Origin of the sequence: Vibrio sp. 10N.261.45.E2 (assembly GCF_002875705.1) — a bacterium.
In the GTDB taxonomy this organism is placed as follows: Bacteria; Pseudomonadota; Gammaproteobacteria; order Enterobacterales; family Vibrionaceae; genus Vibrio.
The window spans coordinates 21490-35082 of sequence record NZ_MCZZ01000130.1 but is presented as its reverse complement, the minus strand read 5'-3'; the positions used below and the strand labels follow the sequence as shown (position 1 = coordinate 35082).

11 protein-coding genes and 1 tRNA gene are annotated in these 13593 nt (G+C 44.9%); 6 read left to right on the top strand and 6 right to left on the bottom strand.

Annotated elements, in window-relative coordinates:
- The first annotated feature begins 126 nt into the window (after nucleotides 1-126).
- Nucleotides 127-564, top strand: a complete 438-nt coding sequence (gene msrB, locus BCT34_RS14525) for a peptide-methionine (R)-S-oxide reductase MsrB (protein WP_076653545.1) — start codon at nucleotides 127-129, stop codon at nucleotides 562-564.
- Nucleotides 565-745: 181 nt separating this feature from the next.
- Here the strand turns inward: msrB and BCT34_RS14520 are convergent, their stop codons facing one another.
- Nucleotides 746-1552: a DUF2989 domain-containing protein gene (locus BCT34_RS14520; RefSeq protein ID WP_076653543.1), complete on the bottom strand. Its 807-nt coding sequence runs from the start codon at nucleotides 1550-1552 to the stop codon at nucleotides 746-748.
- A 113-nt stretch (nucleotides 1553-1665) separates the two neighbouring features.
- On the opposite strand from BCT34_RS14520, the gene BCT34_RS14515 reads away from it, so the two are divergent.
- Nucleotides 1666-1947, top strand: coding sequence for a DUF1315 family protein (locus BCT34_RS14515; RefSeq protein ID WP_010437067.1), 282 nt, complete (start codon nucleotides 1666-1668; stop codon nucleotides 1945-1947).
- Nucleotides 1948-2090: 143 nt separating this feature from the next.
- On the opposite strand, the gene ansA is transcribed toward BCT34_RS14515, so the two are convergent.
- Nucleotides 2091-3107, bottom strand: a complete 1017-nt coding sequence (gene ansA / locus BCT34_RS14510) for an asparaginase (protein WP_076653540.1) — start codon at nucleotides 3105-3107, stop codon at nucleotides 2091-2093.
- Nucleotides 3108-3225: 118 nt separating this feature from the next.
- The gene (gene sppA / locus BCT34_RS14505) at nucleotides 3226-5076 is read right to left on the bottom strand and encodes a signal peptide peptidase SppA (protein ID WP_076653538.1); all 1851 of its coding nucleotides are present in this window, start codon (nucleotides 5074-5076) and stop codon (nucleotides 3226-3228) included.
- 279 nt (nucleotides 5077-5355) lie between these two features.
- Between sppA and BCT34_RS14500 the strand changes: the two genes are divergently transcribed.
- The 3 genes from BCT34_RS14500 to BCT34_RS14490 all read left to right on the top strand — a co-directional run bounded on the left by BCT34_RS14500 (nucleotide 5356) and on the right by BCT34_RS14490 (nucleotide 10190).
- A complete protein-coding gene (locus tag BCT34_RS14500) occupies nucleotides 5356-7365 on the top strand; it encodes an NADPH-dependent 2,4-dienoyl-CoA reductase (protein ID WP_076653535.1) in 2010 nt (669 codons plus the stop codon).
- Between the two features lie 184 nt (nucleotides 7366-7549).
- Nucleotides 7550-8098, top strand: a complete 549-nt coding sequence (locus BCT34_RS14495) for an NAD(P)H nitroreductase (RefSeq protein ID WP_076653532.1) — start codon at nucleotides 7550-7552, stop codon at nucleotides 8096-8098.
- A 115-nt stretch (nucleotides 8099-8213) separates the two neighbouring features.
- On the top strand, nucleotides 8214-10190 hold the full coding sequence (locus BCT34_RS14490) for a DNA topoisomerase III (protein ID WP_076653530.1): 1977 nt from the start codon (nucleotides 8214-8216) through the stop codon (nucleotides 10188-10190).
- Nucleotides 10191-10228: 38 nt separating this feature from the next.
- Here the strand turns inward: BCT34_RS14490 and BCT34_RS14485 are convergent, their stop codons facing one another.
- Both BCT34_RS14485 and BCT34_RS14480 read right to left on the bottom strand, forming a co-directional pair.
- On the bottom strand, nucleotides 10229-11230 hold the full coding sequence (locus BCT34_RS14485; protein WP_076653528.1) for a DUF3080 domain-containing protein: 1002 nt from the start codon (nucleotides 11228-11230) through the stop codon (nucleotides 10229-10231).
- Nucleotides 11231-11237: 7 nt separating this feature from the next.
- The gene (locus tag BCT34_RS14480) at nucleotides 11238-11924 is read right to left on the bottom strand and encodes an SDR family oxidoreductase (RefSeq protein WP_076653526.1); all 687 of its coding nucleotides are present in this window, start codon (nucleotides 11922-11924) and stop codon (nucleotides 11238-11240) included.
- A 201-nt stretch (nucleotides 11925-12125) separates the two neighbouring features.
- Here BCT34_RS14480 and BCT34_RS14475 point away from each other — a divergent pair, with 201 nt between their 5' ends.
- The gene (locus BCT34_RS14475) at nucleotides 12126-13046 is read left to right on the top strand and encodes a histone deacetylase (RefSeq protein WP_076653523.1); all 921 of its coding nucleotides are present in this window, start codon (nucleotides 12126-12128) and stop codon (nucleotides 13044-13046) included.
- 65 nt (nucleotides 13047-13111) lie between these two features.
- Here BCT34_RS14475 and BCT34_RS14470 read toward each other — a convergent pair.
- A tRNA-Ser gene (locus tag BCT34_RS14470) sits at nucleotides 13112-13202 on the bottom strand.
- Nucleotides 13203-13593: the final 391 nt, after the last annotated feature.

Below are 13593 nucleotides of genomic sequence, written 5' to 3'. Positions count from 1 at the left end.
AAAATACCCCTAAATGATGATTCACTTATGAGTGTATATGTACAATGTTTCCTGGTGAGAAAGTATGTGCTACAAAACGACTCATATGCAAGCCTTTATAGAAAAAAGTAAATATAATAACTGAGAATGTGGAGAGATATTAACGTGATTCAAAAGGGAGGAAAGATGATAAAGCCTGATGAATACTGGCGTGAACGCCTAACAGACGACGAATTTTCAGTGTGTCGTGAGCGTGGTACTGAAGCCCCATATAGCGGTAAGTTACTGCACAACCATAAGACTGGTGTCTATAGTTGCACATGCTGTGAAAGCCCTTTGTTTCTGTCGGATAACAAATACGACTCTGGGTGTGGTTGGCCAAGCTTTGATGCACCAGTCAATGATGAAGCAGTACGCTATCTAGAGGATCTAAGTCACGGAATGAAGCGTGTAGAGATTCGTTGTGCTGCTTGTGATAGCCATTTAGGTCACGTTTTTCCTGATGGTCCGAAGACGACAGGTGAACGGTTCTGTGTTAATTCGGTGTCGTTAATTTTCAACAAAAATGACGAAAGTACGAAATAACTTGTAACTATTGTCTAATCCTTACAAGTCGCATTTGTCGATTTAGGAATACTGAACCGCCCAAGATTTCGGAATTTCAGAGTTAACTCTAGTACAAATAAAAACAGCTACCAGAAAGGTAGCTGTTTTTTTGAAAACGGGCGAATAGGAAGCTTAGGTTAGAACACAATAAACGGTGTGATCAGTAACTCGGAACGATTGAAGGGCTGTAAATCCCATCCTCAATAGCTTCGACAATGTTGTCTGCGTCTTTATTTAGCTTTTTATAGGTCGTCTTGTCGAAGTGGTACAACACTGTGAGCTCGGCTTCAGAAGCAATTGGTACATCAAAGTCTTTAGCAACCATTGCCCAAACGTACGCTTTTTCCATATGACCTAGGCTATGGTTAATGCTGGCCATCGACTTGAAAATCTCAGTGTTCGCGACTGAACCGTTTGAAAGCGTGAGCGCGTTATTGAGTAGTTTAAGTGTCTTTATATGATCGCGGGTAGTATAGAAGGTCGCTAAAGCATATTGCATCTCGGCCGTGTTCAACGCTTCTGTGCCTTCTAGTTGTAGGAAGCTGCGTCTGGCGTTGGTGTCCCCTGTTTGCGACCACAAGAAGTAAAGTGTTTCTGGAGTATCGGATTGTGATAATTCACCAACAATACGCTCAGACTCTTCGATGCTGTGCATTAAGGAGGTAAAGCGACGCTCTTGCAGTTTAGATTGATCAATCGTCTCAATTTGTGCGGCAAGCTCTAGGCACTTTTTATAGGCAGTGACTAACTCGAATTCTTTAATCTTATTGATTTCGGAGGGTTGCTTCTGAACTTCAAATCGATGCCAGATAAGGTCGGTACGAGCGACACGACATTGACCATCATTCATGTTCAATTGTTCACACTGAAGACCAGGGTTGCTTTGGCAAAGTTGGTCGGTATTTTTATTCCCTTCAAGACACCCAACCAGAGTGAAAGGCAATAGGCTGATCGCCAACCATTTCATAATTTTCATATTCCTTCACTTGTGATCAAATGCACTTATTATTGGTCAGGTTCTTGACTCAATCCTGTTACGGGTTATTTTCTGGTGAAAATTGTTAAAACTAAGGCTTTTCCATGGATGCAGAACAACTTCTTAGCGCAATGACACCCGAGGTCTACGAACGTTTAACCTACGCCGTTGAAACGGGTAAATGGCCAGAAGGTACGGCGCTCTCAAAAGAACAGCGCGACTCGTGTATGCAAGCGGTGATGTTATATCAATCTAAACATAACTCTGAAGCTCAACATATGACAATTGCAGCTGGTGGTGAGATTAGCTTTAAATCTAAGTCTGAACTAAAGAAACAGTTTAAGTCAGATCAAGAAGACATCGTTAGAGTTAACCCGAATCATTAAGCTTAAATTACAACAAAGGGGTGGCAATGTGCCACCCCTTTTAGTTTAACTTGTTTATTTATAAGTAATAAAACGATTTAGTTCACGTTAAGCTACCATTACTTTTATAGAGTAACCGAGCTTAACGTGAATCCCTGAACGGGTTATAAGCTCATCTCACCGCGCAACACTTGTTGCATCTGAGCTTTCACTTCTTCGTAGCTTAGGTTTTGGCTCAATAGATAATGTAACTTCGCCAGTGCTGCTTCAGGTGTCATATCATAACCACTCACAACGCCAGCTTCTGCAAGTGCACAACCCGTCGCGTAACCACCCATGTTCACTTTACCCGCCAAACATTGAGTTAGGTTCACTACAATCACGCCGCGCTCTGAGGCATCTTTTAGGTGCTGAAGTAGTTCTGGATTTTGTGGTGCGTTACCCACACCAAAAGTCAGCAGGATCATCGCATTAACAGGCTGTAAAAGCGTGTTACGGATCACTTCGTGTGAGATGCCTGGGTACATTGTGATTACGCCGATAGGTTGTGGCGTAATGTTATGAACCTTGAAAGCACCTTCAGGTTGTTCGTTTACCTTAACGTTATTGCTGAGCTGGATATTGATACCCGCTTCTAGCAATGGATTTAGGTTTGGAGAAGTAAACGCATTGAAGCCATCTGCGTGTGATTTTGTGCTGCGGTTACCACGCATCAACTTGTTGTTGAAGAACAGTGTCACTTCATTGATTGGGTAGTTTGCAGCAATGTGCAGCGCATTTAGCAGGTTGGCTTGTCCATCCGAACGAAGCTCTGCTAATGGGATCTGAGAGCCCGTAACAATCACAGGTTTGCCGAGGTTCTCAAGCATGAAAGACAGCGCTGAGGCAGTGTAAGCCATAGTGTCTGTGCCATGCAGGATAACGAAACCATCGTACTTATCGTAGTTCGCGCGAATGTCATCAGCGATAGTCTGCCAATCAAGTGGCGTCATATCTGAAGAGTCCATTAATGGAGAGTATTCGTGAATGGTGTACTCAGGCATCTCTGGGCGATGGAATTCAGGCATGCCAGCTAGTTGCTTATCCATGAAACCTGCGACTGGAACATAGCCGTGGTCAATAGACTTCTGCATGCCAATTGTGCCGCCGGTATACGCGATATAGATGTGTTTTCTTTCCATGGCGATTAATACTTAGTGTGATATAGGGAACAGGGGGGCGATTATAGCGAATTATCATGCAATAAAAAGAGGCGCCTAACACAGAGACGCCTCTTGAATATTTAACTATTGGCTTAACTTATTGAACTTGGCAATTTAAGCAAAAAGCGTATCGGCCTTGTGGGTCGTTAAAGTTGCCTAACAGCTGGCTATCTTGAGCTAACTGCTGAGTAACAGGCTGTAAACTGCTTGGAATCATCGACTGAATATCAAGACCTAGCGACATCTGAACTTGGTTCATAAATTCTTGAATAAATTGTTCAGTGGCTGAAAGTGGCTCTTCTACCCAGTAGATGTTGTAGTTTTCAAGCTCTGCAAGTGAAGCTGCCGCTGCAATCGCATCATCGAAATCACCAATCTCATCGACTAGGCCTTTCTGGATCGCATCTTGACCTGTCCAGACTCGACCTTGAGCAATCTTGTCGACAGCATCGACGTCCATGCCTCGATTTTCCCCAACTAAGCTAATGAATCGGCGGTATCCGTTTTCAATGCCCATTTGGAATGCATCTTTTGCGCCGTCGCTAAGTCCAGTGGTAATACCAAGACCAGAAAAAGGTGAGGTACCAACGCCATCCGTGTAAACACCAATATCGTTTAGCCCTTTTTCGAAGGTGGTAATAACACTAAAGATACCTATAGAACCCGTTAGTGTGGTTGGCTGAGCTAGGATCTTATCCGCGCCCATCGAGATCCAGTAACCACCAGAAGCGGCAAGGCTCGACATCGAGACAACAACCGGCTTGCCCGCTTGCTTGATTGTTTCTATTTCATTACGAATCACTTCTGAAGCAAAGGCACTGCCGCCAGGGCTATCTACACGAAGTACAACAGCTTTAACCTTATCGTCGTTACGTGCTTGGCGAAGTAGGGCTGCAGTGGTATCTCCGCCAACGGTGCCGCGTGGTTGCTTGCCATCCATAATTGCGCCGCTCGCTACAATCACGGCAACGTCGTGTGATTCATTGGTCATATCTGGAAGCATGGTTGCACGGTAATCGTAATAGCTAAACGCGTTGTAGCTGTCTTGACCGTCACTACCGAAAACATCTGCTAGCTCGAGTCGAACTTGTTGGCGCGTTGCTAACTCATCCACTAAGCCAAGTTTCTCAGCCAGTTTTGCAATGTCACCGTCCACAGATTCAAGTTCCTTCAAGAAAGTGTCCATGCTTGGGTTCAGTGTTTTAGCGTCGATCTGACGGTTGTTACTGACGTCATCAACGTACGCACCCCATAGCTGGTTTAGCCAGCGAGATGCCGACTCTTTGGCTGCATCTGACATGTCGTCACGAATGAAAGGCTCGATAGCTGACTTGTAAGTACCCACACGGAACACGTGCGTGTTTACGTCTAGTTTCTCTAATAAGGTTTTGTAGTAAAGCGAGTAAGCACTGTAGCCTTTAAGAAGCACGCCACCATCTGGTGATAGGAAGACTTTAGTTGCGTAGCTGGCTAGGTAGTATTGGCTTTGGTTGTAAAAGTCACCCACCGCATAAATCGGTTTGCCTGTTGCTTTGAACTCGTTCAACGCTTTAGCAATGTAGCGAAGCTTGGTCAGGTTGGTTTCAGGCAACTCTTTAAGTGCTAAAACGATACCAGTAACTTTGTCATCGTCTTTTGCGTAGCGAATCGTTTCAACGATATCAAACAGGATGTTCTCTTTTGGAAGATCTTTACCAAGCAGTGAACCTGTGACTGAATCCATTGGGTTAATGTAGCGGCTTTGTTCCACGATAGGGCCAGACAGGTTAAGCACTAAAGCCGAATCTTGTGGAACCGTCGGTTGAGCCGTGTCTGAATGGAAGTACACAAAGTAGATGATGGCGATACTGAGTAAAAAGACTAGGTTAACCAGCGCAAGACGCACAAACGTAATGAGCTTCCAAATCCCTTTAAAGATCATGCCTATAAATTTGAATATTTTTTTCATTCTGTCTCCGCAGTGAGATCACGTTGCTTTAACAAGCCGTAGTACCATTAATCTCAATAATATGAACTGCTTAGTATCCTACGATAATTCCCAAGCTCAAACTACACCAAGAATTGTTAATCGATATATATTCTCATTAAGTGTAGACAAATTAGGGGCTTCTGAACGATTAATACGCTCTGCATTATGATCGGTGTTACAAAAATGTAAACGGTTGTTTGAACTTTTGGTAATTGAACTATACTGTGGTCAGACCACAAGGATAAAATAATAGAAGTGATGTCTGCCATGTACCCACATTTACTTGAACCACTCGATCTTGGATTTACCCAGTTACGTAACCGTGTATTGATGGGATCAATGCATACAGGTTTAGAAGAAAATAAAGAAGGTCTCCACAAACTCGCCGCGTTTTATGAAGAGCGAGCAAAAGGAGGCGTTGGCCTTATTGTTACCGGTGGTTTCTCTCCTAATTTACGTGGCAGATTGACCCCATTCAGTGCTGAATTCAGCAAGGTTAAGCACGCAAAAGCGCACCAAGTTGTTACCGAAGCTGTGCACAAGCATGGTGGTAAAATTGCCCTTCAGTTGCTGCACGCTGGTCGTTATGCCATGCATCCATTCGCGCAAAGTGCTTCGGGCATCAAAGCGCCAATCGCTAAGTTTGCACCGAGCGAAATGAGCCCTCGTCAAATTAAAAAGACCATCGGTGCCTTTGCCAACAGTGCAGAGCTAGCTCAGGTTGCTGGCTATGATGGCATTGAGATCATGGGTTCTGAGGGTTACTTGATTAACCAATTCATTTGTAAGCGTACTAACATGCGTTATGACGAATGGGGCGGTTCTTACGAGAAGCGTATGCGCTTCCCGTTAGAGATCGTTAAATCGATTCGCGAAGCGGTGGGTAAGGATTTCATTATTATTTTCCGCTTGTCGATGCTTGATTTGGTTGAGCAAGGCAGCACGTTTGAAGATGTCGTGCTACTGGCTCAAAAGCTAGAAGAGGCCGGCGTGACTATCATCAATACGGGTATCGGTTGGCACGAAGCTCGTATTCCGACTATCGCGACGCAAGTACCACGCGGTGCATTCTCTTGGGTGACGGAAAAAGTAAAACCGCACGTTTCTATTCCTGTGATCACTTGTAACCGTATTAATACACCAGAAGAAGCAGAACGTATTCTTAGCTCTGGGCAGGCGGATATGGTGTCTATGGCTCGTCCTTTCTTGGCAGATCCTGATTTCGTCAACAAAGCCGCTCAAGACCAAGCGCAGTTCATCAATACCTGTATCGGTTGTAACCAAGCCTGTCTGGATAATGTGTTTAAAGGTAAACGCGCGAGCTGTTTGGTCAACCCACGTGCTTGTTACGAAACTGAAATTGTTGTTCAACCAGCTCCAGCGACTAAGACCATAGCGGTTGTCGGAGCCGGCCCTGCAGGTTTAGCCTGTGCAACGACTTTAGCGCAGCGTGGACACAAGGTTGACTTGATCGAGAAGAATGACCGTATCGGCGGCCAGTTTAGATTAGCAATGCAGATTCCGGGTAAAGAAGAGTTCAGAGAAACGATCCGTTACTTTGCTAACCAAATCGATGCCTCCGGCGTGAATCTGAAACTGGATACCGAAGCAACGTTTGAGATGTTGTTGAAGTACGATGAAGTAGTGATGGCGGCTGGCGTAGAGCCAAGAAAGCTCGATATTGAGGGCATTGACCAAGAAAACGTAGTCGATTACCAAACCTTGATTCGCGACAAGACACCAGTAGGCGAAAAAGTCGCGATTGTTGGTGCTGGTGGTATTGGTGTCGATGTGGCCACCATGCTGACAGAGCCGACTTCACACAGTCTAGATGATTGGCTGCATGAGTGGGGTATCGATAAGAACATGGAACACCCGGGTGGTTTGTATCCTTACCCTGATTCATTCAGCGACAAAACGGTTTGGGTGATGCAGCGTAAAGCGGGTCGTGTTGGTAAAGGCCCGGGCAAAACCACAGGTTGGATTCACAAGCGCACACTAGAGAAACGAGGTGTAAATCTTTTAGGCGGTGTGAGCTACAACAAGATTGATGATAAAGGCCTGCATATTAGCGTTGGCAAGAAAGAACAGGTATTAGATGCAGATTCGGTTATCGTATGTGCGGGTCAAGTGTCGGTTCGCCCGTTCGAAGATATGTGGCAAGAGTTTGGTGGCAAACTGCATGTGATAGGCGGTGCTGATTATGCCGGTGAGTTGGATGCAGTACGCGCTATTCGCCAAGGTGTTGAGTTAGCGATTAAGCTCTAATAAACAGAATACACCCGTTCATCAATTTGAAAGAAACCGGTAAATAAGGCTCCTAGGTCATAGATTTAGGAGCCTTTATTGTTTTTAATTTAGCCCAAATGGACAGCCGTTGAGATTTATTATCGTTTGTATTCTGTGCTAAAGTTCAAGTATACAAATAATAAAGAAATAGTAAGGACTTCAAATGGATGCTTTGGATCTATTGCTTAATAGACGCTCAATCGCAAAACTCTCTGATCCCGCACCTGAAGGTGTCGCGTTAGAAAATATCATCAAAGCCGGGTTACGAGCTCCTGACCATGGCGCATTGACACCATGGCGCTTTGTTATCGCGCAAGGTTCTGGTCTACAAAAGCTTTCAGACATCTTGGTGCGCGCCGCTGAAGCGGATGAAAGCGAAGAAGTGGTTATCGAGAAAGTAAAAAAAGCGCCGTTCCGAGCTCCAATGGTGATCACTGTCATAGCAAAGGTAACTGAGCATGAGAAAGTGCCTGCATTCGAACAACACCTGTCTGCGGGTTGTGCTGCACAGGCAATGCAAATGGCTGCAGTCGCACAAGGTTTCCAAGGCTTTTGGCGCTCAGGTAAATGGATGTTCCACCCAGAAGTACACCAAGCATTTGGCCTAGAAGGCGACGATGAAATTGTTGGCTTCCTATACCTAGGTACTCCGGGCTGTACGCCAATGAAAGTGCCAGAGCGCGATTTCTCTAAGTTCGTTGAGTTCTTATAAAGAAAGCAGAAGCTTGAATAGTGGAATGCTAACTGTATAAACAACCAGTTTTTCTTGATTTATTAGGGTCACATTAGATAATGTGGCCCTAATTGTTTGTAGCATCTGGAAAAACATGTCTCGCCTTATTATTGCTGAAAAACCAAGCCTCGGCCGCGCGATTGCCGCCGCACTGCCTAATCCACAGAAGAAAGACCAAGGGTTTATCAAATGTGGCAATGGAGATGTGGTGACTTGGTGTATTGGACATTTATTGGAGCAGGTTGAGCCAGATGCTTATGATGATCGTTATAAGAAGTGGAATTTAGCCGATCTTCCTATTGTGCCAGAGCAGTGGCAGTTAAGACCACGCAAGACGTCAAGCAAACAGCTCACGGTGATCCGAAAGCTATTGAAGGACGCGACCCAAATTGTTCACGCTGGAGACCCGGATAGAGAAGGGCAGCTGCTAGTTGATGAAGTGATTGATTACTGCAAGGTGTCTAAGGCCAAGAAAGAGTCGATGGACAGGCTGCTGATCAGCGACCTGAATTTACCTGCCGTAAAACGAGCGCTCTCTCAAATGCGCAGTAACCGTGACTTTATCCCTCTGTCTATTTCAGCTTTAGCACGTTCTAGAGCCGATTGGCTGTATGGAATGAATATGACTCGCGCTTATACCTTGCTTGGCCAAAAGGCGGGTTATCAAGGCGTATTGTCGGTTGGGCGAGTGCAAACTCCCGTACTTGGTTTGGTCGTAAGGCGCGATGAAGAGATCGAAAACTTCATCCCTAAAGATTACTTTACTCTACATGCTTTGATCCCTTATCAAAACAACGGTCAGAGCTTTGATATTCGTGCTCGTTGGAAACCAAGCGAAGCGTGTAAGCCATGGCAAGATGAAGAAGGACGTGTTCTCAATCGCAAGCTTGTTGAGAACGTTGCTAACCGAATTGCGAATCAACCCGCGACGGTAACGGAATCAGAACAAAAGCAAAGTAAACAAGCCGCGCCACTGCCTTACTCCTTGTCTGCTTTGCAGATTGATGCGTCTAAGCGTTTTGGTATGAGTGCTCAACAGGTTCTCGACACTTGTCAGTCGTTGTACGAGAAACACAAACTCATCACTTACCCACGTTCTGATAGTCGCTATCTACCTAAAGATCACTACTCACAGCGAGAGTCGGTAGTAGATGCTATCGCTAACAATGCGAAAGAGCTGCAAAGTGGTGCTCAAGGTACGGATCTTTCACTTAAATCAAAAGCATGGAACGACAGTAAGGTCGATGCTCACCACGCGATTATACCTACTCCGAAGAAATCATCGGTGAATGGCTTGTCTGCGAATGAGATGAAAATTTATCAGCAAATCGCTCGCCAGTATCTGATGCAGTTCTATCCACCTGCGGTTTTCGCTGATGCCAAGTTGGTATTCGATATCGCTGGTGGCGTGTTCATTGCTAAAGGACGTCAGCTTATCAATCCTGGTTGGAAGGTGTTGATGGGTAAAACAGACACTGAAGATAAAGGTGATGGTACTGATACGGTTCCTCCTTTAGATAAAGGGACTGTGCTCACGTGTCGTGAAGGTGTGATTGGTGATAAGAAAACCGAACCGCCAAAATACTTCACAGAAGCGACATTGCTTCAAGCGATGACAGGTATCGCGCGTTTTGTTGCGAACAAAGATCTGAAAGCCATTTTGAAAGAGACCGATGGCCTTGGCACTGAGGCAACCCGTGCGGGTATTCTCGATACACTGTTCAAAAGACAGCTATTAACGCGACAAGGTAAGAGCATTCACAGCAGCCCTGCAGGTAGAGGTTTGATTCATGCTTTACCTGAGGATTCTACCTTCCCAGACATGACGGCACACTGGGAACACCAGTTGCAAGGCATGGCAGAACGAAATCAAGCGTATCAACCTTTCATGCAAGCGCTAGAAAGCAAGATTGATGGTTTGATGGGGAAGGTAAAAACAGGGGAAGTGCCAGAATCGCTTCGTCATCTCCCTAAAGTTGAGAGACCCGCTTTTAAACGCCGTAAAGGTGGTGGAACGAAGAAGTCTTATGCCAAGAAAGGTACGTACGCTAAGAAGGGCACTAAAAGTTAATACTGATATCGAACAGTTGTTTATTCGAGATACTGGAATTAGCGTCCAACTTTACGCCCACAACGTTTAAACAGCTGCTGCCAATAGTCGACATGGCGGCGAGTCGATAAACGAAAGGCTTGATGCGCATCTTGAATGGGAAAGTAGTAACTGTGCAGTTTAGGTTGCGCGTTAAACATCATTAGTTGCGGTGCTAACTGTTGATAGTAGCCATCTAGCTGCGCCATGTAAGGCTGAACCTTGCCAATGTATTGTTGCTCGAACACATTGTTGAGATAGCGAAACTTAGTGGTGTCTCGCTGTTTACCACAGATAATGTTGTCATCAAAAGTTGTCAGCTGTTGGGTGATGGTATCCAGTTCCGCCGAAGCACGAGCCAGCGAGTAGTATAAATCCCCAAGCGTTGAACTCTTCTCCAGTACTTCTTGAACCTCTGTGGTTTTACCCGAAACGAGCGGAACGTTTAACGCTTGATTGATATGTTCTAAGGCATCACTGGTTTGTCGTACTTGGTCGCCGATATCAGCACTTAACCACTGACTGCCACGCAGCTGAGACTGCATCGCATCGCTGGCATAGAGGAGATTCCATTGATGTAGAGGAAACTGTGCGAGCTTCTGCTGCTCGATTTCTTTGAGTAGTTCCACGATCTCTGGGTCTAACTCATTATTAGCTAAACATTGACCGACACCTTCCAGTAGAGCGACTTGATAATCATAATTGCGGAACTCGTCCGCGACCTTGCCTAGAACTGAGTTTCTTTCGGCAATCAGATTGAATAACCCACACTGACGAAGCTGGTAGCTGTCGATAAGACCGATAGAGAGTGAAGGTACATCGAGTAACAGCTCTCGTTTTCTCGGTAGGCTTTCAAACTCCCAGTTCTCTTTGATCTCTTCAGCATCTTGCACTCTTGCTACCTTGGTTTGATAGTCGTCGAACAAGTCGCCAGGACCTTCACCAAAACACCCACCGAGCACCACGGTTAACAAAACTAGTGGTGAGCTTCGCAGTAAATTTGAAAGAAGGCGATGATTCATGGGGAGCCTACCAGTCTATTTCGGTGCCATCGAAATTGAAGAAGTGACCACTTACTTTGGTATTAGCAGATTCGATGACTTTGATTAAGCCAGATGCCGAAGTGTCTGTGTCGATGAGAGCATTTGGCCCACCCATTTCGGTCTGTACCCAACCTGGATGCAGAGCTAACACCGTAAAGCCATCATCGGTTAGGTCGTTACTTAAACTCTTCACAACGGAGTTAAGAGCCGCTTTAGAAGAACGATAGATGTAGCCACCGCCAGAGGTGTTCTCTGTCATGCTGCCCACTCGAGAAGACAAGCAAGCGACCTTTTTTACATCACTGTTTTCTAGAACAGGCAATAGCGTTTCGACAAGCTTCAATGGAGCAATCGTATTGACTTCGAATACACGTCGCCACTCTTCTACGTCGGTATTACCTAGTCCGTAACCTTTTGGCCCATAGTAGCCAGCATTGTTAATCAAAATATCTATCGACGGAATTTGAGAGGGAAGTTGGTTCACCGTTTGATAATCGGTGATCTCTAACTGAATGCAGGAAAGGTTAGTGTTGTACTCGGCGAGTGAGAGCAGTTCCTTTGCTGAATTGGCATCACGATAAGTCGCATACACCTTATGATTAGCTTTCAAATATTGTTGAGTTAGGCTTAAGCCAATGCCGCGGTTCGCTCCAGTAATAAAAATTACGCTCATGGTGATTCCTTTTCTGTTCAATTAGTTAAGTTTGATGGCTTAACACGAGAAAATCAACGCTCCACCAACTGGCCATTAGCATTCCTATAAAAATCATTACTGCTGCCGCTGAGCCGCAGATCACCTCAAAGATGAGTATTAAGGTTGTCGCCAAGTCTGAGACTGTTATGATTTTGAGAAAGATGTGCAATTAACTCGATTATGATTCCTTTAATTTACCACCCAATTTATTCGCAGCTGCCTTTACCAGAAGGCCATCGTTACCCAATCAACAAATACCAGCTGTTACATGGCGCGGTTGAGGCGTTAATGAATAGCGATCCACTCTGGAAGAGTAAGTTTGAAGTGTTCCAACCAGAGCCGGTTTCGGTTGAACAGGTAAAACAGGTTCACGATAGTGAGTATGTGGATTTGCTTGTTTCTGGTAGTTTGCCCGCGGCGAAAATGAGACGCATCGGGTTTCCGTGGAGCGAGCAGCTTATTGAAAGGACACTCTACTCAAGTGGGGGAACCTGCTTGGCCGCTGAAATGGCAATAGAGAGTGGTTTAGCGATTCATTTGAGTGGTGGTTATCATCACGCGCATCATGATTTTGGTAGTGGCTTTTGTTTGTTGAACGATCTGGTGTTAGCGGCAAAACATGCGCTGACCTTTGAACATATCGATAAAGTGCTTATCGTCGACAGCGATGTTCATCATGGTGATGGCACAGCAACTCTTTGCCAAGAGAATGACGACATCATTACTCTGTCGTTCCACTGCGACAAAAACTTTCCTGCACGAAAACCGTTATCTGATTTAGATGTTCCGTTGAGTCGTGAAACAGAAGATGAAGAGTTTTTGCGTTGTTTTGAACAAGTCACTAAGTTAGCGATTGCTCACCATCAACCTGATCTGATTATTTATGATGCAGGGATCGATATCCATCAAGATGATGAACTGGGTTACTTGAACGTTTCGACGCAAGGGATCTTTGAACGCGATTGCTTCATGATTAATTTAGCGAAATCAGAATCTATTCCAATGGCGTGTGTTGTTGGGGGAGGCTATCGAACTGAGCATCAAGATTTGGTACCGATTCACATGCAATTATTGAAAGCGGCACTCGCTGTGAATAGTTGACCTGCTAAGCGGGGTTTTCTCCAGATACAAAAAAGCCGCTGATTTCTCAGCGGCTTTCTTTAATGTGGTGGAGGGATAGGGATTTGAACCCTAGAACCGCTATTAACGGTTGCCGGTTTTCAAGACCGGTGCTTTCGACCACTCAGCCATCCCTCCGATGGCGTGCATAATATAAGGGTGGCCTTCGCTTGTAAATACCCTTATCAACTGACTGCTTTTTTTATGAACGCTTTTGGGTGTTTTTATTCTGAATGATTGTTTGTTGTTCGTTTTATTAAGAAGCAGGCAAGATTTAATACTCAATAAGCCAAGTATTCCTAACTCTCGTTATACGTGAAGATGTTTCAGTGCCATCTAAAAAGAGAGTATTTAATTGGTTGGAGGCAAAATTATGAGAGTTTTTAACTAGGAACTTTGCGCTTAGAACGGTGAGCTAGGTATTTAAAACTTAGTATAAAGTGGATGAGTAAATGAGAATGGAGAAAACCTTGCCATATGAGCTTTGTATTTTAACAAGCATTCAAATGCAAAAAAGCCGCTGATTTCT